Annotated in this window: 17 protein-coding genes; 9 read left to right on the forward strand and 8 right to left on the reverse strand. The window is 71.7% G+C overall.

The features are described 5' to 3' along the window. Nucleotides 1–36 precede the first annotated feature (36 nt). The 3 genes from hutH to ACYUD3_RS15035 form a co-directional block, all read right to left on the reverse strand. Nucleotides 37–1575 carry a histidine ammonia-lyase gene (hutH, locus tag ACYUD3_RS15025; protein WP_470969803.1) on the reverse strand — a complete coding sequence of 513 codons (1539 nt, stop codon included), beginning with the start codon at nucleotides 1573–1575 and terminating at the stop codon, nucleotides 37–39. A 182-nt stretch (nucleotides 1576–1757) separates the two neighbouring features. Then, nucleotides 1758–2930: a GGDEF domain-containing protein gene (locus ACYUD3_RS15030; RefSeq protein ID WP_470969279.1), complete on the reverse strand. Its 1173-nt coding sequence runs from the start codon at nucleotides 2928–2930 to the stop codon at nucleotides 1758–1760. Nucleotides 2931–3356: 426 nt separating this feature from the next. Further along, nucleotides 3357–4271 (reverse strand): enoyl-CoA hydratase/isomerase family protein, encoded by a 915-nt coding sequence (locus ACYUD3_RS15035; protein ID WP_470969282.1) that lies wholly within the window; start codon nucleotides 4269–4271, stop codon nucleotides 3357–3359. Between the two features lie 227 nt (nucleotides 4272–4498). On the opposite strand from ACYUD3_RS15035, the gene ACYUD3_RS15040 reads away from it, so the two are divergent. Next, a complete protein-coding gene (locus ACYUD3_RS15040) occupies nucleotides 4499–5089 on the forward strand; it encodes a hypothetical protein (RefSeq protein ID WP_470969283.1) in 591 nt (196 codons plus the stop codon). 229 nt (nucleotides 5090–5318) lie between these two features. On the opposite strand, the gene ACYUD3_RS15045 is transcribed toward ACYUD3_RS15040, so the two are convergent. Together ACYUD3_RS15045 and ACYUD3_RS15050 are read right to left on the reverse strand one after the other, a co-directional pair. Further along, entirely contained in the window at nucleotides 5319–6434 is a 1116-nt protein-coding gene (locus ACYUD3_RS15045) for an adenylate/guanylate cyclase domain-containing protein (protein ID WP_470969286.1), read from the reverse strand. A 171-nt stretch (nucleotides 6435–6605) separates the two neighbouring features. Beyond that, a complete protein-coding gene (locus tag ACYUD3_RS15050; RefSeq protein ID WP_470969289.1) occupies nucleotides 6606–7448 on the reverse strand; it encodes a biotin--[acetyl-CoA-carboxylase] ligase in 843 nt (280 codons plus the stop codon). Between the two features lie 140 nt (nucleotides 7449–7588). On the opposite strand from ACYUD3_RS15050, the gene ACYUD3_RS15055 reads away from it, so the two are divergent. The 4 genes from ACYUD3_RS15055 (at nucleotide 7589) to ACYUD3_RS15070 (ending at nucleotide 10777) form a co-directional block, all read left to right on the forward strand. Continuing rightward, a complete protein-coding gene (locus ACYUD3_RS15055) occupies nucleotides 7589–9193 on the forward strand; it encodes an acyl-CoA carboxylase subunit beta (protein WP_470969291.1) in 1605 nt (534 codons plus the stop codon). 20 nt (nucleotides 9194–9213) lie between these two features. Further along, on the forward strand, nucleotides 9214–9423 hold the full coding sequence (locus ACYUD3_RS15060; RefSeq protein WP_470969294.1) for an acyl-CoA carboxylase epsilon subunit: 210 nt from the start codon (nucleotides 9214–9216) through the stop codon (nucleotides 9421–9423). Nucleotides 9424–9853: 430 nt separating this feature from the next. Then, on the forward strand, nucleotides 9854–9982 hold the full coding sequence (gene mmpB / locus ACYUD3_RS15065) for a morphogenic membrane protein MmpB (RefSeq protein WP_470969296.1): 129 nt from the start codon (nucleotides 9854–9856) through the stop codon (nucleotides 9980–9982). Nucleotides 9983–10168: 186 nt separating this feature from the next. Further along, nucleotides 10169–10777, forward strand: a complete 609-nt coding sequence (locus ACYUD3_RS15070) for a nucleoside triphosphate pyrophosphatase (protein WP_470969298.1) — start codon at nucleotides 10169–10171, stop codon at nucleotides 10775–10777. Here ACYUD3_RS15070 and ACYUD3_RS15075 read toward each other — a convergent pair. After that, entirely contained in the window at nucleotides 10746–11186 is a 441-nt protein-coding gene (locus ACYUD3_RS15075) for a hypothetical protein (RefSeq protein ID WP_470969301.1), read from the reverse strand. The two genes, ACYUD3_RS15070 and ACYUD3_RS15075, sit on opposite strands and share 32 nt — an antisense overlap. A gap of 348 nt (nucleotides 11187–11534) precedes the next feature. On the opposite strand from ACYUD3_RS15075, the gene ACYUD3_RS15080 reads away from it, so the two are divergent. Then, nucleotides 11535–13313 (forward strand): acetyl/propionyl/methylcrotonyl-CoA carboxylase subunit alpha, encoded by a 1779-nt coding sequence (locus tag ACYUD3_RS15080; RefSeq protein WP_470969303.1) that lies wholly within the window; start codon nucleotides 11535–11537, stop codon nucleotides 13311–13313. A gap of 536 nt (nucleotides 13314–13849) precedes the next feature. Here ACYUD3_RS15080 and ACYUD3_RS15085 read toward each other — a convergent pair. Next, the gene (locus tag ACYUD3_RS15085; RefSeq protein WP_470969305.1) at nucleotides 13850–14857 is read right to left on the reverse strand and encodes a DeoR/GlpR family DNA-binding transcription regulator; all 1008 of its coding nucleotides are present in this window, start codon (nucleotides 14855–14857) and stop codon (nucleotides 13850–13852) included. A gap of 167 nt (nucleotides 14858–15024) precedes the next feature. Then, nucleotides 15025–16473 (reverse strand): NAD(P)H-quinone dehydrogenase, encoded by a 1449-nt coding sequence (locus ACYUD3_RS15090; protein WP_470969308.1) that lies wholly within the window; start codon nucleotides 16471–16473, stop codon nucleotides 15025–15027. Nucleotides 16474–16602: 129 nt separating this feature from the next. Between ACYUD3_RS15090 and ACYUD3_RS15095 the strand changes: the two genes are divergently transcribed. The 3 genes from ACYUD3_RS15095 to ACYUD3_RS15105 all read left to right on the forward strand — a co-directional run bounded on the left by ACYUD3_RS15095 (nucleotide 16603) and on the right by ACYUD3_RS15105 (nucleotide 20168). Next, complete coding sequence (locus ACYUD3_RS15095; protein ID WP_470969311.1) at nucleotides 16603–17040, forward strand: gamma-glutamylcyclotransferase family protein; 438 nt, start codon at nucleotides 16603–16605, stop codon at nucleotides 17038–17040. Nucleotides 17041–17154: 114 nt separating this feature from the next. Then, entirely contained in the window at nucleotides 17155–17979 is an 825-nt protein-coding gene (locus ACYUD3_RS15100; protein ID WP_470969313.1) for a purine-nucleoside phosphorylase, read from the forward strand. Between the two features lie 554 nt (nucleotides 17980–18533). Beyond that, nucleotides 18534–20168 carry a phospho-sugar mutase gene (locus tag ACYUD3_RS15105; RefSeq protein ID WP_470969316.1) on the forward strand — a complete coding sequence of 545 codons (1635 nt, stop codon included), beginning with the start codon at nucleotides 18534–18536 and terminating at the stop codon, nucleotides 20166–20168. Nucleotides 20169–20279: the final 111 nt, after the last annotated feature.

A 20279-nucleotide genomic window follows, 5' to 3' on the forward strand; every position in this document is an offset into this window, starting at 1 on the left:
CGTACAGGGGCCCTCTGCTTCTTCCGCGACGGCGTTTTATCGCAGCGGCCCGGTGACGCCCTCCACGGCGGCGAGCAGCGAGCCGTCCCGTACGAACGCGTCGGCCGCGGCGAGGTCGGGCGCGAGGAACCGGTCGGGCCCGGGACCCTCAACTCCCGCCGCGCGCAAGGAGTTGATGACGGCACGGGTCGCGGGCGCCGGGGTCAGCCCCTCGCGCAGCTCCACCCCCCGCGTGGCGGCGTACAGCTCAACTGCCAGCACCCGGTTGAGATTCGCGACGGCGGTGCGCAGCTTGCGCGCGGCCGACCAGCCCATCGACACGTGGTCCTCCTGCATCGCGGAGGACGGGATCGAGTCCACGGAGGCCGGCACGGCGAGCCGCTTCAACTCGCTGACCAGCGCGGCCTGCGTGTACTGGGCGATCATCAGGCCGGAGTCGACGCCGGCGTCGTCCGCGAGGAACGGCGGCAGCCCGTGGCTGCGGTTCTTGTCGAGGAGGCGGTCGGTGCGCCGCTCGGCGATGGAGGCGAGGTCGGCGGCGGCGATCGCGAGGAAGTCGAGGACGTAAGCGACGGGCGCGCCATGGAAGTTGCCGTTGGACTCGACCCGACCGTCCGGCAGCACAACCGGGTTGTCGACGGCGGCGGCCAACTCCCGTTCCGCGACCAGCCGGGCGTACGCGAGGGTGTCCCGTCCGGCGCCGGCGACCTGCGGGGCGCAGCGCACCGAGTAGGCGTCCTGGACGCGCGGCGCGTCGTCCTGGTGGTGCCCGGTCAGCCCCGAACCGGCCAGCACGGCAAGCATGTTGGCGGCCGACGCGGCCTGTCCCGGGTGCGGGCGGATCGCGTGCAGCTCGGGCGCGAGGACCTTGTCCGTGCCGAGCAGCGCCTCCAGCGAGAGGGCGGCGGTGACGTCGGCGGCCTTGTACAGCGCGTCGAGGTCGGCGAGCGCCATGAGCAGCATCCCGAGCATGCCGTCGGTCCCGTTGAGGAGGGCGAGCCCTTCCTTCTCGCGCAGCTCGACGGGGGCGATCCCGTGCGCGGCGAGCAGCTCACCGGCCGGCCGTACGACGCCGTCGGGGCCCTCCGCGTCGCCCTCGCCCATGAGGGTCAGGGCGCAGTGCGAGAGGGGGGCGAGGTCGCCGGAGCAGCCGAGGGAGCCGTACTCGTGCACGACGGGGGTGATGCCGGCGTTCAGGATGTCCGCCATGGTCCGCGCGACCTCGGGGCGGACTCCGGTGTGGCCCGAGCAGACCGTCTTCAGCCGCAGGAACATCAGCGCGCGGACGACCTCGCGCTCGACCCGGGGGCCCATGCCGGCGGCGTGCGAGCGGACGATGTTGCGCTGGAGCTGGGCGCGCAGTTCCTCGCTGATATGCCGGGTGGCGAGGGCGCCGAAGCCGGTGGAGACGCCGTAGACCGGCTCCGGTTTGGCGGCCAGCGCGTCCACGATCTCCCGCGCGGCGGCGAGCGCCGTGACCGCCTCCGCCGCGAGCTCGATCCGGGCTCCGCCGCGGGCGACGGCGAGGACGTCGGCAGCGGTGACTCCGGAGGTCCCCAACACCACAGTGTGCATATCCATATTCAGGAGCGTACGCAGTGAAGAGGTGGATGTCACTACCGGGGTGGGGGTGGGGGGCTTACCGGGGGGTGGGGGCCCTAAGGGATCTAGGGCCCCTAGGGGATCTGCGGGCCCTAGGGGACCCAGAGCACCTAGGGCACCTAGGGCACCTAAGGCACCTAAGGCACCTAAGGCACCTAAGGGTTCCGCCCCCTGAAGCTTCGCCGTTCTCCGCCGCCCTCCGCCTCCGCTGCCTCCCCTGCCTCCGCCGTCGCCGCCGTGTCGGCAAGCCGCACCACCGGGTCCTCCGGCCCCTCCCTCCCCGCGACCACCGGCAGCGCCGCCCGTACGGCCTTCGCCCGGTACTGGGCGGCGTCGGCCAGGCGGAAGAGGCGGCGGGCCGTGCGGATGGGGCCGATGGGGTCGGCGGTGGAGGCGACCCCGCAGGCCACCCCCTCCCCCAGCTCCAACTCGGCCGCCCGGCGGCACAGTTCGGCGGCGACCCCGACCACCTCGTCCGCCGCCGGCCCCACCGCCAGCAGACAGAACTCGTCCCCGCCCAGCCGCGCCGCCAGCGCCCCCGGCAGCATGGCGCCGCACAGCGACAGCACGGACCCGAACCGTTCCAGCAGCCGGTCCCCTACGGCATGTCCCCGAGTGTCGTTGACCCGCTTGAGCCCATTGAGATCGCACACGACGAGACTCACGACCACCCCCTCCAGCCGATGCCGCTCGATCGCCTCGTCGAGGCGTACGTCGACGGCACGCCGGTTGGCGAGCCCGGTCAGCGCGTCGGTGAAGGCCAGCCGCCGGGCCTCCTCCAGCCGCTCGGTCTGGGCGAGACCGGCGGCGACGACGGAGGCGAGTACGGTCGCGAAGTCGGCGTCGGCGCGTTCGAAGAGGGGCAGCCGGGCCGAGCGCGCGACGTACAGCTCGCCCCATGCCCGGCCGTGCAGCACGATGGGGGCGACCACGCAGGAGCCGCGCCCTCTGCGGCGCAGCGCGGCCACCCGCTGGTGGACGTACCCGGGGTGGCCGGTCGTGGGCCCCTCGGCGGTCTCCACCCAGGCGTTGGGCTCGCCGCCGGTGACCCAGCGCTCGTGCAGGAACTCGGCGATCTCCGGGAACTGGTGCACGGGATAGGCCTCCCGCTCGGGAAACTCCTCCTCATCGACGGCCCGCTCCCCCACATTGACCAGCACCTTCAGCCGCCCCAGCCCCCGCTCCCACACCGACAGCGCGGCAAAGGTCCCGTCCAACGCCCGACAGGCCCCCTGCGCCGCCGCCCGCCAGGACTCCCGAGGCGTACGCGCCGCCGCCATCCCCTGCGCCACCGCCACCACCGCCGCGAGCTGCCTGTCGTCGCCCATTACTTCAGGCTAGGGATATTTGGGGCGAAAGGGGGTGGGGGGCGGTCCGAGTGGGGGGTGAGGGGGGCGCCCCCTAGGGGCCTTACGGATACGCCGCCGACGCCGGGAGCCCGAGAGTCCTGCCCCTAGGGGGCTGATGGGTACGACTCCGTCGCCGGGGCTGGTGGCCGGTGGCCGCAAGCAAGGCTGCCCCCCCCGGGGCGACGAGGCTGGAGGGCACGCGCCCGAAGCGCAACGCCAGCGCGCGAGCCGCAAGCACTACCCTCCGACTCCGGACACCGCCCCTGGAAGTTCCGGGCACGGCGACGACCACCGCGAGCCCGCGAGCCCCGAGGCCGCTCCCCTAGGGGCCCTACGGGCAGTGTCCCGGCACCGCGAACCCCAGCTCAGCCCCGAAGCGCCACCCCCTCCCCAAAGCAGCCCCCCCTACTCCCCCGGCCACTCCGGCCGCCGCTTCTCGTTAAACGCCCGTACCCCCTCCGCCCGGTCCCCCGAGAACGCCACTGCCCGCCAAGCCGCGTCCTCCACCTCAAGACCCGCCCGCAGGTCCAGCCCCTGCCCCAGTCGCAGCGCCCGCTTGGCCGCGCGCAGGCCCACCGGGGAGTTCGTCGCGATCTGGGCCGCCAGTTCCAGTGCGGCCTCGCGTGCGTCGGCCCCCTCCGCCAGTACGTCCACCAGCCCCAACTCCCTTGCCTCGACGGCCTCCACGCGCCGTGCCGAGAAGACCAGCTCGGCCGCGCGGGCCGCGCCCACCCGGCGAGGGAGCAGCTGAGTCCCGCCGCCCCCGGGGATCACGCCCACCGACACCTCCGGCAGCCCCACGACAGCGGTCCCATCCGCGACGATCACGTCGCAGGACAGGGCCAGCTCGAAGCCCCCGCCGAGCGCGAAGCCGTGCACGGCGGCGACGGCCGGCATCGGGAGTTCGAGGACGCTCGTGTACGCGCCCCGCGCCACCGGCCGCTGCCGCAGCAGCTCCGCGTCGGTGAAGGAGTTCCGCTCCTTGAGGTCCGCGCCGACGCAGAACGCCCGCTCATGGGTCGAGGTCAGGACGGTCACCCGCACCCCGGGATCCGCGGCCAGCGCCGCGCAGGCCGCGGAGATCGCGCGGGCCATGTCCGTCGACACGGCGTTCATCGCCTTGGGCCGATCAAGCGCCAGCTCGGCAACACGCCCGCCCGCATGCCGCCGAACCACAACAAACCCATCCACCCCGAACCGCTCCTCACCGGCCGGCGCCTCGCCGGACGTCCCCTCATCGACCGCCCCCTCATCGACCGCCCCCCCGCCGGACACCCTCTCTCCAACCACCCCCTCGCCAGACGCCCCCTCGCCAACCATCCCCGCCCCCACCCTTCCCGCGCCCAACTTCCCCTCGCCGCTCACAGCACCCTCCAAGTTAACGTCGGTTAACAACCATCTGAGCCCGATCATCGCAGTACCTCCCCCTCCGGGAAAAGACCGGCGACACCCCACCCCCTGCACCCGTTCGAGTGACTTCCCGCCGGACTCCCCCTGCACCACCCCCACCGCCGCATAGCGTGCGTGCCGCCGCCACCGGGAGGGACATGAGCGGAGACATCGGGGACACGGACGACACCGGCACGCCGGCGGGACGCGGAGGCTACGGCCGCCCGCGCGGACGCCACCGCCGGCCCCGCCCCCGGAAACTGCTGTTCGCGGCGGGCGGCCTGGCCGTCGCGGCGGGGGTGCTGAGCCTCGTACGGCTGGCCCCCGACATGGGCAGCAACAGAGCGATCGCCGAGCCCCGCGCAGGCGCGAGCACACCGGAGGTGAGCGGCCTCGCGACGCAGGGGGCGGCGGGCGAGGCGACGGTGAGCGGCGGCGAGGGACACGGCACGACTGAGACGCATACGACGACGGCCCCTACGGGTACGCCCCTGACGACACCGACGTCCGGCAGCCCCCCTAGGGACGGCACCCCCACCTCACCCCCTCCAGGAGCCCGGACCTCCCCAAGCCCCGCCCCCACCTACGACACCCCCAAACCGCACACCCCGTCCCCGACCCCCGTACGCATACACCCCCGCCCCGCACCCTCCCCACCGGCCGCCACCCCGTCCACCCCCGACGCGGGCCTGTGCATACCGCTCATCGCCCTCTGCCTGGACACCCCCCTCGACAGCGACACCCCTTAAGGGACCGCCCCTTAAGGCCCCTCCCCCTAGGGCCCCATTCCCTTAAGGTCACGTCCCTTAGGGACCCGCCCCTTAAGGCCCCGTCCCCTAGGGCCATCTCCCCTAGCGCCCCTCCCCTTAAGGGACGCCCCCGAGAAACCCTCCCCCTAAGGGACCGCCCCTCAGGAACCCTCCCCTTAGGGGACCGCCCCTCAGGGACCCGCCCCCGAAAGCTCCACCCCCCACCCCCCTACTCCACCCCCTCCACCGGCTCCCGCCGAGTCAGCAACCAAGGCTCCACAACCCCCAACCCCCGCACCGGCCGCTGCCACATCGGCCGGAGTGCGAAGCGGTACACCGGCGGCTCCTCCCCCGCCTTCTCCGCAGCCGCCGCATCCTCCGCGGCCTGTGCCTCCGAGGCGGGCGCGTCGCCGGAGCGGATCAGGTCCTCCGCGAAGGCGCTGTCGACGAGGACCGCGTCCCGGGGCGCTATCGAGGTGAGGCGGGAGGCGAGGTTGACGGTCGTGCCGAACACGTCGCCCATCCGGGTGGTGACGGTCCCGAACGCCATGCCGACCCGGAGTTCCGGCATCGTCTCGTCGTTCGCCATCGTCTCGATGAGCCGCAGCCCGATCTCGGCGGCGGTGCCGGCGTCGTCGGCGGCGTAGAGGACCTCGTCGCCGAGGGTCTTGATGAGCCGGCCGCCGTGCGCGGCGACGAGGTCGGCGGCGGTGGTCTCGAAGGCCTCGACGAGTTCGCCGAGCTCCTCCTCCTCCATGCGGCGGGTGAGGCGGGTGAAGCCGACGAGGTCGGCGAAACCGACGGTGAGGCGGCGGTCGACCATCTCCTCGTCGTCGGCCGTCTGCACGACCCGGCCGGCGGAGGCGGCGAGCTGCCGGCGCCAGACGTAGACGAGGAACTCCTCCAGCTCGGGGAGGAGGAGTTCGACGATGGGATAGGTGACCTCGGTGCGGGTCATACCGGGCTCGGGCGGCTCGGTCAGGCCCTCCAGGAAAGAGTCGATCTGCCATTCGGCCAGCCGGGCGGTGGTCTGCCCGGTCGAGCGGGCGACCTGGACGGCCATGGCCTCGCTGAGCAGCCCGGACTCGACGAGACCGGCGAGCCGGCGCAGCGCGAGGACGTCCGCCTCGGTGAGCGCCCTGGCCTGCCCGATGTCGGCGAAGCCCATCGCGCGCCAGAACCGGGACGCCAGCTCCATGGAGACCCCGGCGCTGCGGGCCGCCTGGAAGGGGGTGTAGCGGCGCTCGGCGCCCAGGATCAGGCCTTCGAGGCGCAGGGCGAGGGGGTCCTCGCCGGAGTCGGCGGCGTCCGCGCCCACGCCTGAGCCGGTGTCGTCGACGGTCACGCCTGCTGCCTTTCCGGTCTGCCACGGTCAGGTATCGACCGGGGTCAACTTTACGGCAGATGTGCGGTAGCTCACTCCGAGAGCGGAACTCCGCCCCGGTCACCCCCTACGGGCCCCCGCGGATTCCGGTACGGGTCCCCTGGCGATTCCCTTAGGGGTCCCCTTACGGATTCACGCGGGCCGCAGATGGACGATGTCCCCGGCCCCTACGGGTTCCCTGACCCCCTCCGCCGTCGCCAGCACCAGCCGCCCGTCCCCGTCGACCGCGACCGCCTCCCCGACGACCGCCCGCTCCCCCGGCAGCTCGGCCCGCACGGTCCGCCCGAGCGTCGCGCACCCGGCCGCGTACGTCTCTTGCAGCCCGCTCCCCAGGGGATCGCCCTGAGCCTCGCGCCACCGCCCGTACCACTCCTCCAGCGAGCGCAGCACGGCCCGCAGCAGCGGATCGCGGTCGGTGCTGATCGCCCCCGCGAGCGCGAGCGATCCGGCCTGGGGGACGGGGAGTTCGTCCTCCTTGAGTGTGACGTTGATGCCGACGCCGATCACCACGGCGTCCGCACCCGCGCGCTCCGCGAGGATGCCGCCGGCCTTCCGCTCCTCGCCCTTGACCTGCACCAACAGGTCGTTCGGCCACTTCAGGGCGGTGTCGACGCCCGCCGCGCGGGAGAGGCCGGTCGCGACGGCGACGCCGGTGAGGAGGGGGAGCCAGCCCCAGCGGGCGACCGGCACGTCCGCCGGGCGCAGCAGGACGGAGAAGAACAGGCCCGAGCGCGGGGGCGCGGACCAGCGGCGGTCGAGGCGGCCCCGGCCGGCGGACTGCTCCTCGGCGACGAGGACGGTGCCCTCGGGGGTGCCCGGCTCGGCGGCGACGAGGTCGGAGTTGGTGGAGCCGGTGCGCTGCACCAGTCGTACGTCGCGCCAGAGGCCGCCTTCGCGCAGGAGGGCGCGGCGCAGGGCGCTCGCGTTGAGGGGCGGGCGGTCGAGGTCGGACCAGCGGCCTGCGTCTGAAGTCATACGCGCCACCCTAGATCCGGCGCGAGCCTCCCAAGGGGTGCCGGATGTGGCGCACGCCGCACTGCCGACCCCTACGCCCCCTACTACGCTACGGGCAAGTAACCGTCCCCCCTTTTGAGCAGGCAGGGAGCCGCATCCCGATGTCCGAGCCGGAAGAGCGTCACGAGACCGACGTACGCACCACCGCGGGGAAGCTGGCCGACCTCCAGCGCCGTGTCCAGGAGGCGACCCACGCGGGTTCCGAGCGCGCGGTCGAGAAGCAGCACGCCAAGGGGAAGCTGACGGCCCGTGAGCGGATCCAACTCCTGTTGGACGAGGGGTCGTTCGTGGAGCTGGACGAGTTCGCCCGGCACCGCTCCAGCAACTTCGGGCTGGAGCACAACCGGCCGTACGGGGACGGTGTGGTGACCGGTTACGGCACGGTCGACGGCCGTCCGGTCGCCGTGTTCTCGCAGGACTTCACCGTCTTCGGCGGGGCGCTCGGCGAGACGTACGGTCAGAAGATCGCCAAGGTCATGGACTTCGCCCTCAAGACGGGCTGCCCGGTGATCGGCATCAACGACTCCGGCGGCGCGCGCATCCAGGAGGGGGTCGCCTCGCTGGGCGCGTACGGGGAGATCTTCCGCCGCAACACCCATGCGTCCGGGGTGATTCCGCAGATCAGCCTGGTCGTCGGGCCCTGCGCGGGCGGCGCCGTCTACTCTCCGGCGATCACCGATTTCACGGTGATGGTCGACCAGACCTCGCACATGTTCATCACCGGTCCCGACGTCATCAAGACGGTCACCGGCGAGGACGTCGGTTTCGAGGAGCTGGGCGGCGCGCGCACCCACAACTCCGTTTCGGGCGTGGCCCATCACATGGCCGGGGACGAGAAGGACGCGGTCGAGTACGTCAAGCAGCTGCTGTCCTACCTCCCCTCCAACAACCTCTCCGAGCCGCCGAGTTACCCCGAGGAGGCCGAACTCTCGGTCACCGGCGAGGACTTGGAGCTGGACACCCTCGTCCCCGACAGCGCCAACCAGCCCTACGACATGCACACGGTCGTCGAACACGTCCTGGACGACGCCGAGTTCTTCGAGACGCAGGCTCTCTTCGCGCCGAACATCCTCACCGGGTTCGGCCGGGTCGAGGGGCGTGCGGTCGGGATCGTCGCCAACCAGCCGATGCAGTTCGCCGGTTGCCTCGACATCACCGCCAGCGAGAAGGCGGCGCGGTTCGTGCGCACGTGCGACGCGTTCAACGTCCCGGTCCTGACCTTCGTCGACGTCCCCGGTTTCCTCCCCGGCGTCGACCAGGAGCACGACGGCATCATCCGCCGCGGCGCCAAGCTGATCTACGCCTACGCCGAGGCGACGGTCCCGCTCATCACCGTCATCACCCGCAAGGCATTCGGCGGTGCGTACGACGTCATGGGTTCCAAGCATCTCGGCGCCGACCTCAACCTCGCCTGGCCCACCGCCCAGATCGCCGTCATGGGCGCGCAGGGGGCCGTCAACATCCTGCATCGCCGCACGCTCGCGGAGGCGGAGGCGAACGGGGAGGACCTGGAGGCGGTGCGCGCCCGGCTGATCCAGGAGTACGAGGACACGCTGCTCAACCCGTACATCGCCGCCGAGCGGGGATATATCGACTCCGTGATCATGCCGTCGGACACGCGGCGGCACATCGTCCGGGGTCTGCGCCAGTTGCGCACGAAACGGGAGAGTCTGCCGCCGAAGAAGCACGGGAACATCCCTCTGTAGCCCCGCCGCGAGGAGCCGTCATGAACATCAAGGTCGTACGGGGGAACCCGACCCCGGAGGAGTTGGCCGCCGCGTTGGCGGTGGTAAGAGCGAGGGCGCTGGCGGCGGGTTCACCGGAGGTGGGGGTCGAGCCGGAGAGGGCCGCGTGGGCGGATCCGGCGAGGCTCACGGGGGCGAGGCTGCCACAGCCGGGGCCGGAGGCGTGGACGCGGACGTATTGGCCGGGGTAGGGGTTCGGCTTGGCCGGGGTGAGGCCGGCTTGGCCGGGGGAGGGTTCGGCAGGGGGTGCCGGGATCTGCGGTGGCCCGGCTGCGGCACGGCTGTGGCTGGTCGCGCCCACGCGGCGGAGCCGCATATCAGATACAGCCCCGCGCCCCTAAAAGACCTCGGGTGTGCCCGGCGTCAACAACTAGTGCCCCCTGAAGAACGGCTGCTGCGCAGCCTTCTTGGGCGCGCGGCGCTGTCTGGTGCCGGGCCGGCCCAAGTTTTTAGGGGCGCGGGGAACTGCGCGGCCAGCCCCCGCCGGGCCGCAGCCGAAAGTCGACCCGGAGTTCTTCAGGGGCGCGGGGAACTGCGCACACCCCCCACCGGGCCCGCACCCGCAAACCTGAGTACCCATACTCATGCGACACCCCCCTCCCCCACCCCACGCTGGACATCATGCTGTGGTCGGACCCCGAGAACGAACCCCCCGAGGAACTCCGCGACATGCAGGCGATGTTGCGCAGACTCGGCGTTCTCATGGCGACGGCGATGGTCCTGGCGATGGTGATCATCGGGTTGAGATGAGCCCTCCTGTACGTCCCCACGGACACGCCCCCAGACTTCTCCCCGCACCCGGGATAAAGCCCCCTCGGACGCCCCCCGGCGCCGCCCCAGTCCCCAGCCTCGCCCCTGTCCCGGCCCCGCCCCAACCTCACCCCCCACCCCCGTCCCCACCACAAACCCCCCCACCCCCACCGCTACCCTGACCCCATGACCACCCCCCGCCGCCTCATCCTCGCCTCCCAATCCCCGGCCCGCCTCGGCCTCCTCCGAGCCGCCGGCTTCGCCCCCGAGGTGATTGTCAGCGGCGTCGATGAGGACGCGGTCTCCGCGCCCACCCCCGCCGAGCTGGCGCTCGCCCTCGCGGAGGCCAAGGCGTCCGTGGTGGCCGCGAAGGCGGAGGCCACGGGAGCCGTCGTCATCGGGTGTGACTCTGTGCTGGACCTTGACGGCGAGGCGCTCGGGAAGCCCGCCGGCGCCGAAGAGGCCGTCGCCCGGTGGAAGGCGATGCGAGGCCGCGCCGGCACGCTTCAGACCGGGCACTGCGTGTACGCGGACGGCCGGTACGCATCAGCCACCGCCTCGACGGTGGTCCGCTTCGGCGACCCCACCGACGAGGAGATCGCGGCGTACGTCGCGACAGGCGAACCCCTCTACGTGGCAGGCGCGTTCACGCTGGACGGCCGTTCGGCGCCGTTCATCGACGGGATCGACGGCGACCACGGGAACGTGATCGGCCTGAGCCTGCCGCTGCTGCGCCGCCTGCTCTCCCGCCTGGACATCGGCATCACCCAGCTGTGGGCGCCCCAGCAGGCGTGACCTCAGTGGCTTCGGGGTCGTAGGTCATCAGCAGGAGCACGATCAGCGCCAGGCCCCCGACCATGACGGCGAAGGCGGTCGTACCGACGAGCCCCCAGGCGACGGCCCCCAGCAGCCCGTGGACGACGGCGGCGCTGACGAGGAGGACGCGGCCGAGCCCGGCGGGGCGGTGGCCGCGTACGGCGACGAGGAGCGCGACGAGCCCGCAGAGGGCGAAGTAGGCGCCGAAGACGAAGCCGCCCGCTTTCGACGAGGCCGCCATGACGTCCGGGTCGAGCCCCGCCAGGGACATGTGCTGGCGGTCGACGAACGTCCCCAGGGTCCAGTTCAGAAGGACGACGGCGAAGGCCTCCCCGAAGAGGAGCACCGCCACGACCCACGCGACCGGCCGACGCACCACCGGCTTCACCCACCCACTCTTGCTGTTACCAGAAGTACGGTCCCTACATCCCGCACGCTACTGCCGGGTAAAGACGAGGACAAGGGTTCGGTCGGCTACCGAGATCCGTTGGGCCGTTCGTAGGGATTCCACAAAGAAACGGAGTGGGCCGCAGCACGCTCTCACAGAGACCTTGACCACATGGGAGGGCTAGGGTTTTCGAAGGAGTCCCGCGTACCGCCAGTACGACAAGGGATTTCACGGGTCGAGCGAGCCAGGCGTCACGCTCTGTGTGGGCAAGCTCACCTTTGGGGACGGGTCGATGCGCCGTGTCGGCAGTCCCTAAACTCGGCTTGTTTCCAGGAGGGAGCCTCAATCGTGCGCAAGGTGCTCATCGCCAACCGTGGCGAAATCGCTGTCCGCGTGGCCCGGGCGTGTCAGGACGCCGGGATCGCGAGCGTTGCCGTCTACGCCGACCCGGACCGGGACGCGCTGCATGTCCGGGCCGCGGATGAGGCGTTCGCCCTGGGCGGTGACACCCCGGCGACCAGTTATCTCGACATCGGGAAGGTGCTGAACGCGGCCCGCGAGTCCGGCGCCGACGCGATCCACCCCGGCTACGGCTTCCTCTCCGAGAACGCGGACTTCGCGCAGGCCGTCCTCGACGCGGGCCTCGTCTGGATCGGCCCGCCGCCGCAGGCGATCCGTGACCTCGGCGACAAGGTGGCCGCCCGGCACATCGCCCAGCGCGCCGGCGCCCCCCTGGTCGCGGGCACCCCCGACCCGGTCTCGGGCGCCGACGAGGTGGTGGCCTTCGCCGAGGAGCACGGCCTCCCCATCGCGATCAAGGCGGCCTTCGGCGGCGGCGGACGCGGCCTGAAGGTCGCCCGCACGCTGGAGGAGGTCCCCGAGCTGTACGAGTCCGCGGTGCGCGAGGCGGTCGCCGCCTTCGGCCGCGGCGAGTGCTTCGTGGAGCGCTACCTGGACAAGCCCCGGCACGTCGAGACCCAGTGCCTCGCCGACTCCTACGGCAACGTCGTCGTCGTCTCCACCCGCGACTGCTCGCTCCAGCGCCGCCACCAGAAGCTCGTCGAGGAGGCGCCCGCGCCGTTCCTCTCCGACGCCCAGGTCGCCGAGCTGTACAGCTCCTCGAAGGCCATCCTCAAGGAGGCCGGCTACGTCGGCGCCGGCACCGTCGAGTTCCTCGTCGGCAACGACGGCACGATCTCCTTCCTCGAGGTCAACACGCGGCTCCAGGTCGAGCACCCGGTCACCGAGGAGGTCGCCGGCATCGACCTCGTCCGCGAGATGTTCCGTATCGCCGACGGTGAGGAACTCGGGTACGGCGACCCGGATCTGCGCGGGCACTCCTTCGAGTTCCGGATCAACGGGGAGGACCCCGGACGGGGGTTCCTGCCGGCGCCGGGGACGGTGACGGCGTTCAACGGGCCGTCGGGTCCGGGGGTGCGCCTCGACGCGGGGGTCGAGTCCGGCAGCGTGATCGGTCCCGCGTGGGACTCGCTGCTCGCCAAGCTGATCGTGACCGGTCGGACCCGTAAGGAAGCGCTTGAGCGGGCGGCCCGTGCGCTGAACGAGTTCCAGGTGGAGGGGATGGCCACGGCGATCCCGTTCCACCGGGCCGTGGTGAAGGACTCGGCGTTCGCGCCCGAACTCACCGGTTCCGACGCGCCGTTCACTGTGCACACGCGGTGGATCGAGACCGAGTTCGTCAATGAGATCCCGGCGTTCGGGGCGGGTGGGGCGGATGCGGAGTCGGCCGAGGACGAGGGGGATCGCGAGACGATCGTCGTCGAGGTCGGGGGCAAGCGCCTCGAAGTCTCCCTCCCCGCGTCGCTGGGTATGACGCTGGCGCGTACGGGGCTCGCGGCCGGCGCCAAGCCGAAGCGGCGGGCGGCGAAGAAGTCGGGCCCGGTCGCGTCCGGCGACGCCCTCGCCTCTCCCATGCAGGGCACCATCGTGAAGGTGGCCGTGGAGGAGGGGCAGGAGGTCAAGGAGGGTGACCTGGTGGTCGTCCTGGAGGCCATGAAGATGGAGCAGCCGCTGAACGCCCACAAGGCGGGCGTGATCAAGGGTTTGTCGGCGGAGGTGGGGGCTTCGCTGACGTCCGGGGCTGTGATCTGCGAGATCAAGGAGTAGGGCGGGGCTCGGAAGGTGGGGGGCTGCGGACCGTACGAGGCTGCCGGTGGTCGGTGGCTGGTCGCGCCCACGCGGCGGAGCCGCATATAGATGCGGCCCCGCGCCCCTAAAAGACCTGGGCTGGCCCGGAGTTCGCAAGGGGCCCTTGAGATCGAGGCCGACTTGCGACTGGCCCGCCCCCACGCCCCTGAAGAACGGCTGCTGCGCAGCGTTCTCGGGGGCGCCGAGCCATTGAATGCCGGGCGCGCCCGAGACTTTCAGGCACGCGGGGCTGTCTGATCGCCGGGCGCGGGCGGGGCTTTTCAGGGCGCGCCGCACTGTCTGACGCCGGGCCAGCCCGAGGTTTTTAAGGGGCGCGGGGAACTGCGCGACCAGCCCCCACGGCGGGACAGTCGCAAACCCACCCAGATCCCAAGGGGCACCTCGCAACGCCGGGCCAGCCCGAGGTTTTTAAGGGGCGCGGGGAACTGCGCGACCAGCCCCCACGGCGGGACAGCCGCAAGACCACCCGCACCCACCCTCCCCTCGGCGCCCCCTCACCTCCTCCGCAAATCCGCCACCCTCCCCCTCTCCCCCCCCGGAGGACCCTGCTCCCCCATCACCGCAGCCGCCCTCAACCCCGCCCCCGGAGGCGGCAGTTGGCCTCTCCTCGGGGACGGCAGCGGGACATCCCTGCGTTGGCCGGGGTGCTGCCGCGCAGGGACCGCATCAGTCCCTGAGACCGAACCAGAGCCCGTACCCGAAGGGCCCCCCGCCGACGCCGAACCCCCGGCGACAGCGATCTGCACCCCCTGATCGGCCAGCGCCTGAAGTTCGGTCGCCGCGCGGTCGTCATGAGCCGGCGGCTCGTCGGTGACGAGCCGGGTGATGACATCGGTGGGCACGGTCTGGAACATGGTGTCGGTACCGAGCTTGGTGTGATCCGCGAGAACCACCACCTCGGACGCGGCCTGCACCAACGCCCGGTCCACGGACGCGGACAGCATGTTGGACGTGGACAGCCCCCGCTCGGCGGTGAGCCCGCTCCCGGAGAGGAACGCTCTGGAGACCCGCAGCCCCTGAAGGGACTGCTCCGCCCCGCTGCCGACGAGCGCGTAGTTGGATCCCCGCAGCGTGCCCCCGGTCATGACGACCTCGACACGATTCGCGTGGGCCAGCGCCTGGGCGACGAGAAGGGAGTTGGTGACCACGGTCAGCCCGGGAACCCGGGCGAGCCGGCGGGCCAGCTCCTGGGTGGTCGTACCGGCCCCGACGACGATGGCCTCGCCCTCCTGGACCAGCCCCGCGGCGAGATCGGCGATGGCCGTCTTCTCCGCGGTCGCGAGATGGGACTTCTGCGGAAAGCCGGACTCCCGCGTGAAACCGCCCGGCAGTACCGCACCGCCATGCCGGCGGTCGAGGAGTCCTTCGGCCTCCAGCGCGCGCACGTCCCGCCGTACGGTCACTTCGGAGGTCTGGACGACGCGGGCGAGCTCACGGAGCGACACGGCCCCGTTCGCTCGCACCATTTCGAGGATCAATTGGCGACGTTCAGCTGCGAACACGAAACTGACAGTAACGCGGGCGACCGCCTGCTTTCAGCTGTTTACACCGAATAACAGAAGTTGTTCGTACAGGAGTGGGGGAAGTGGTATAGGGGTCCAGCTACCCGGCGTATGCCACCTGCATGCCCGGCAACTCCCCGTGACGACAAGGGAGTTGATTCCGGCCGTCAGCCCCCGTCGGCGGTCTTCCGGGTGTGCAGCTGCCGTGCCACCTCGGCGATCGACCCCGACAAGGAGGGGTACACGGTGAACGCGTTCGCGATCTGTTCGACCGTCAGATTGTTGTCGACGGCGATCGAGATGGGGTGGATCAGTTCCGAGGCGCGCGGCGCGACGACCACTCCGCCCACGACGATCCCCGTACCCGGCCGGCAGAAGATCTTGACGAAGCCGTCCCGGATGCCCTGCATCTTCGCGCGCGGGTTGCGCAGCAGCGGCAGCTTGACGACCCGGGCGTCGATCTTGCCCCCGTCGACGTCGGCCTGCGTGTAGCCGACGGTCGCGATCTCGGGGTCGGTGAAGACGTTGGAGGAGACCGTCTTGAGGTTCAGCGGCGCGACCGCGTCCCCCAGGAAGTGGTACATGGCGATACGTCCCTGCATCGCGGCGACGGAGGCCAGCGCGAAGACGCCGGTCACGTCGCCGGCGGCGTACACGCCCGGGGCGGTCGTACGCGACACCTTGTCGGTCCAGATGTGACCCGACTCGCTCACCTTCACCCCGGCCTCGTCCAGGCCCAGCCCCGCGCTGTTGGGGATCGCGCCGACGGCCATCAGGCAGTGGCTGCCGCTGATGACGCGGCCGTCGGAGAGGGTGACCTCGACGCGGTTGCCGACCCGCTTCGCGGACTCGGCGCGGGAGCGGGCCATGACGTTCATGCCGCGGCGGCGGAAGACGTCCTCCAGGACGGCGGCGGCGTCCGGGTCCTCGCCGGGCAGCACGCGGTCGCGGGAGGAGACGAGGGTGACCTTGGAGCCGAGGGCCTGGTAGGCGCCGGCGAACTCGGCGCCCGTGACACCGGATCCGACGACGATCAGCTCGTCCGGCAGCTCGGTGAGGTCGTAGACCTGCGTCCAGTTGAGGATGCGCTCCCCGTCGGGCTGGGCGTCGGGCAGCTCGCGCGGGTAGGCGCCGGTGGCGAGCAGGACGGCGTCGGCGACCAGGGTCTCCTCGGTGCCGTCGGCCTTGCGGACGACGACCTTGCGCGACCCGTCGAGCGCCTGCATCCCCTCGAGGCGTCCGCGTCCGCGCAGCACCTTGGCGCCCGCGCGGGTGACGGAGGCGGTGATGTCGTGGGACTGGGCGAGGGCGAGCCGCTTGACGCGCCGGTTGACCTTCCCCAGGTCCACCCCGACGACCCGGGCCGCCTGCTCCAGCGGGGGCGTGTCGTCGGCGACGATGATGCCCAGCTCCTCGTACGAAGAGTCGAAGGTGGTCATCACCTCCGCCGTGGCGATGAGCGTCTTCGACGGCACGCAGTCGGTGAGCACCGACGCCCCGCCCAGACCGTCGCAGTCCACGACGGTCACCTCCGCACCGAGCTGCGCGGCCACGAGAGCCGCCTCATACCCGCCGGGTCCACCACCGATGATCACGATCCGAGTCACGTACTCCATTGTCCCGCACGCGCCAAGGTGCGGCTGCCCGGGGGTAGGGGGGAGATAAGGGGTGCCCCGGCCAGGGTTACGGATCAGGGTGCCCCGGCCCTGGAAGTGACCCTCCTCCGGCTGCCGTACCCTCTCCCCATGTCGCTCTACGCCGCGTACGCCGGCAATCTCGACGCGCGGCTGATGAGCCGCCGTGCCCCGCACTCCCCACTGCGCGCCACCGGCTGGCTGAACGGCTGGCGGCTGACCTTCGGTGGGGAGCAGATGGGCTGGGAGGGCGCGCTGGCGACGCTGGTCGAGGAGCCCGGTTCGCAGGTCTTCGTCGGCCTGTACGACCTCACCCCGCCGGACGAGGAGTCCCTGGACCGCTGGGAGGGCGTGGGCCTCGGCATCTACCGCCGCACCCGGATCCGCGTCCACACCCTGGACGGCGAGGAGGGTGCGTGGACGTACGTGCTGAACGCGTACGAGGGCGGCCTGCCGTCGGCCCGCTACCTGGGCGAGCTCGCGGACGCGGCGGAGTCGGCGGGGGCGCCGCACGACTATGTGATGGAGCTGAGGAAACGCCCCTGCTGACCTCGGTCCGAGCAGAACACGGCGGAGATTGATCGGAAACGACAAGACAACGATCGCACCCCCGTGAGGTCTGTCATCTACGCGCGTAGGCATAGACCGGCTACGCTCATCCGCGTGAACGCACAACTTCTCCCGGACGACATCCAGGGCGACCCCCACGCCGCCGCCGACGCCGCCGCCGCGCGCCTGCGTGAGCTGACGGGCGCCGAGACCCACGACGTCGCGCTGGTGATGGGCTCCGGCTGGGCCCCGGCCGTCGACGCGCTCGGCACCCCCGAGGCCGAGCTGCCCGTCACCGACCTGCCCGGTTTCCCGCCCCCGGCGGTCGAGGGCCACGGGGGCAAGGTCCGCTCCTACCGCATCGGCGAGAAGCGCGCGCTGGTCTTCCTGGGCCGCACGCACTTCTACGAGGGCCGGGGGGTGGCCGCCGTCGCGCACGGCGTCCGTACCGCCGTCGCCGCCGGCTGCAAGACGATCGTCCTGACCAACGGCTGCGGGGGCGTGCGCGAGGGTATGCGCCCCGGTCAGCCCGTCCTCATCAGCGACCACATCAACCTCACCGCCGCGTCCCCCATCATCGGCGCGAACTTCGTCGACCTGACGGACCTGTACTCCCCCCGCCTGCGCACCCTGTGCAAGGAGGTCGACGCCAGCCTGGAGGAGGGCGTCTACGCCCAGTTCACGGGCCCGCACTACGAGACCCCCGCGGAAATCCGCATGGCCCGGACGATCGGCGCGGACCTGGTAGGCATGTCCACGGTCCTCGAAGCGATCGCCGCACGGGAGGCGGGGGCGGAGGTCCTGGGCATCTCGCTGGTCACCAACTTGGCGGCGGGAATGACAGGCGAGCCTCTGAACCACGAGGAGGTCTTGCAGGCGGGCAGGGACAGCGCGACGAGGATGGGCGAGCTGCTGACAAAGGTACTGGCCCGCCTGTAAACCCCGGAGCAAGCGGCGACTCCCGGTCACCTGAACACCGGGATTCGCACGCCGGCCTGGCGCACGCCCTGAACAAGACACACCTCAGGGCAGCCTGTCCGGCGCCTGAGGGCAGGCGCCGCCTGTCAGCACAGGCCCGCGCAACTCAGCCCGTCCGGCGCCTGAGCGCAGGCGCCACTTCTCAGCACAGGCCCGCCAACTCCAGCCCGTCCGGCGCCCGAGGACAGGCCGGCACTTCTCCAGCGCACGCCCGCCAACTCCAGCCCGTCCGGCGCCTGAGGACAAGCCGGCACCTTTCAGCGCACGCCCGCACAACTCAGCCCGTCCGGCGCTTGAGGACAAGGCCCGTTCAGGGCCGACACCCCACCCACCCCGAGGCCCACCCACCCCCGACGCCCGCCGAATCCAGCCCGTCCGGCGCTTGAGGACAAGGCCCGTTCAGGGCCGGGCGGGGTCGAAGGGGCGGCAGCCCCTTCAAAGGACGGGAAGGGTAGGGGCGGCGGGGGCGAAAACCCCACGGCCCCGACACGACGACCACCGAGAGGCAGACCACCGTGCCCGACGACGACCTCATCGCCCGCGCCAAAACCTGGCTCACCGAGGACCCCGACCCGGAAACCAGAGCCGAACTCACAGCCCTCCTGGACACAGGAGACACGGAAGAACTGAAGACCCGCTTCACCGGCACCCTCCAGTTCGGCACAGCAGGCCTGAGAGGCGAACTGGGCGCAGGCCCCATGCGCATGAACCGCACGGTCGTCATCAGAGCAGCAGCCGGCCTGGCGGCCTACCTGAAGTCAAAGGGCCAGGACAACGCCCTGGTCGTCATCGGCTACGACGCCCGCCACAAGTCCGAGGACTTCGCGACAGACACAGCGGCGGTGATGACCGGCGCCGGACTAAGGGCAGCCCTCCTCCCCCGCCCCCTCCCCACCCCCGTACTGGCGTACGCCATAAGGCACTTGGGCGCAGCGGCAGGCATCGAGGTGACGGCAAGCCACAACCCCCCGAGGGACAACGGCTACAAGGTCTACTTGGGCGACGGCTCCCAGATCGTCCCCCCGGCGGACGCGGAGATCGCGGCGGAGATCGCGGCGGTAGGCAGCCTGACGACGGTCCCCCGCCCCACGGAGGGCTGGACCACCCTGAACGACGACGTCCTGAACGCCTACTTGAAGCGCACGGACGAGGTCCTGGACCCGAGGACCCCCCGCACGGCCCGCACGGTCTACACGGCGATGCACGGAGTCGGCAAGGAAACCCTCCTGGCGGCCTTCGCAAGAGCAGGCTTCCCGGAACCCATCCTGGTCGCCGAACAGGCGGACCCGGACCCGGAGTTCCCGACGATGGCCTTCCCGAACCCGGAGGAACCGGGAGCGATGGACCTGGCCTTCGCGAAGGCGCGCGAGTCGGCCCCCGACCTGATCATCGCGAACGACCCGGACGCGGACCGCTGCGCGGCGGCCGTGAGGGACGGCGAGGACTGGCGCATGCTGCGGGGCGACGAGGTGGGCGCGCTGCTGGCGGCCCACTTGGTGGCAAGAGGCGCCCGAGGAAAGTTCGCGGAGTCGATCGTCTCGTCGTCCCTCCTGGGCCGCATCGCGGAGAAGGCGGGCCTCCCCTACGAGGAGACCCTGACGGGCTTCAAGTGGATCGCGAGGGTGGAGGGCCTGCGCTACGGCTACGAGGAGGCCCTCGGCTACTGCGTGGACCCGGACGGCGTACGCGACAAGGACGGCATCACGGCGGCCCTCCTGATCACGGAACTGGCGTCGGTCCAGAAGGAGCAGGGCCGCACCCTGCTGGACGTGCTGGACGACCTGGCGGTCGTGCACGGACTGCACGCGACGGATCAACTGTCGGTGCGGGTCGAGGACTTGAGCCTGATCGCGGCGGCGATGCAAAGGCTCAGGGAGCACCCCCCGACAGAGCTGGCCGGCCTCCGGATCACCAGGTCGGAGGACCTGACCCAGGGCACGGAGACCCTGCCCCCCACGGACGGACTGCGCTACACCCTCGACGGCGCGCGGGTGATCGTACGCCCGAGCGGCACGGAGCCGAAGCTGAAGTGCTACCTGGAGGTCGTGATCCCGGTGGCGGACCACGCGGCGCTGCCCGGGGCCCGGACGAAGGCGGCGGATCTGCTGGCGCGGATCAAGCGGGACTTCGCGAAGGCGGCGGGGATCTGACGAAGGCGGCTCGCCGGGAACACCCCAACGGGTGATTTCCCGGCGACAGCTGACGAGAGCCCCGCCTCCGGGCGGATCTCCAGGAAACGGTGGACCCGAAAGCCCCCCACC

It is taken from the genome of Streptomyces sp. AMJ-169, assembly GCF_055597585.1.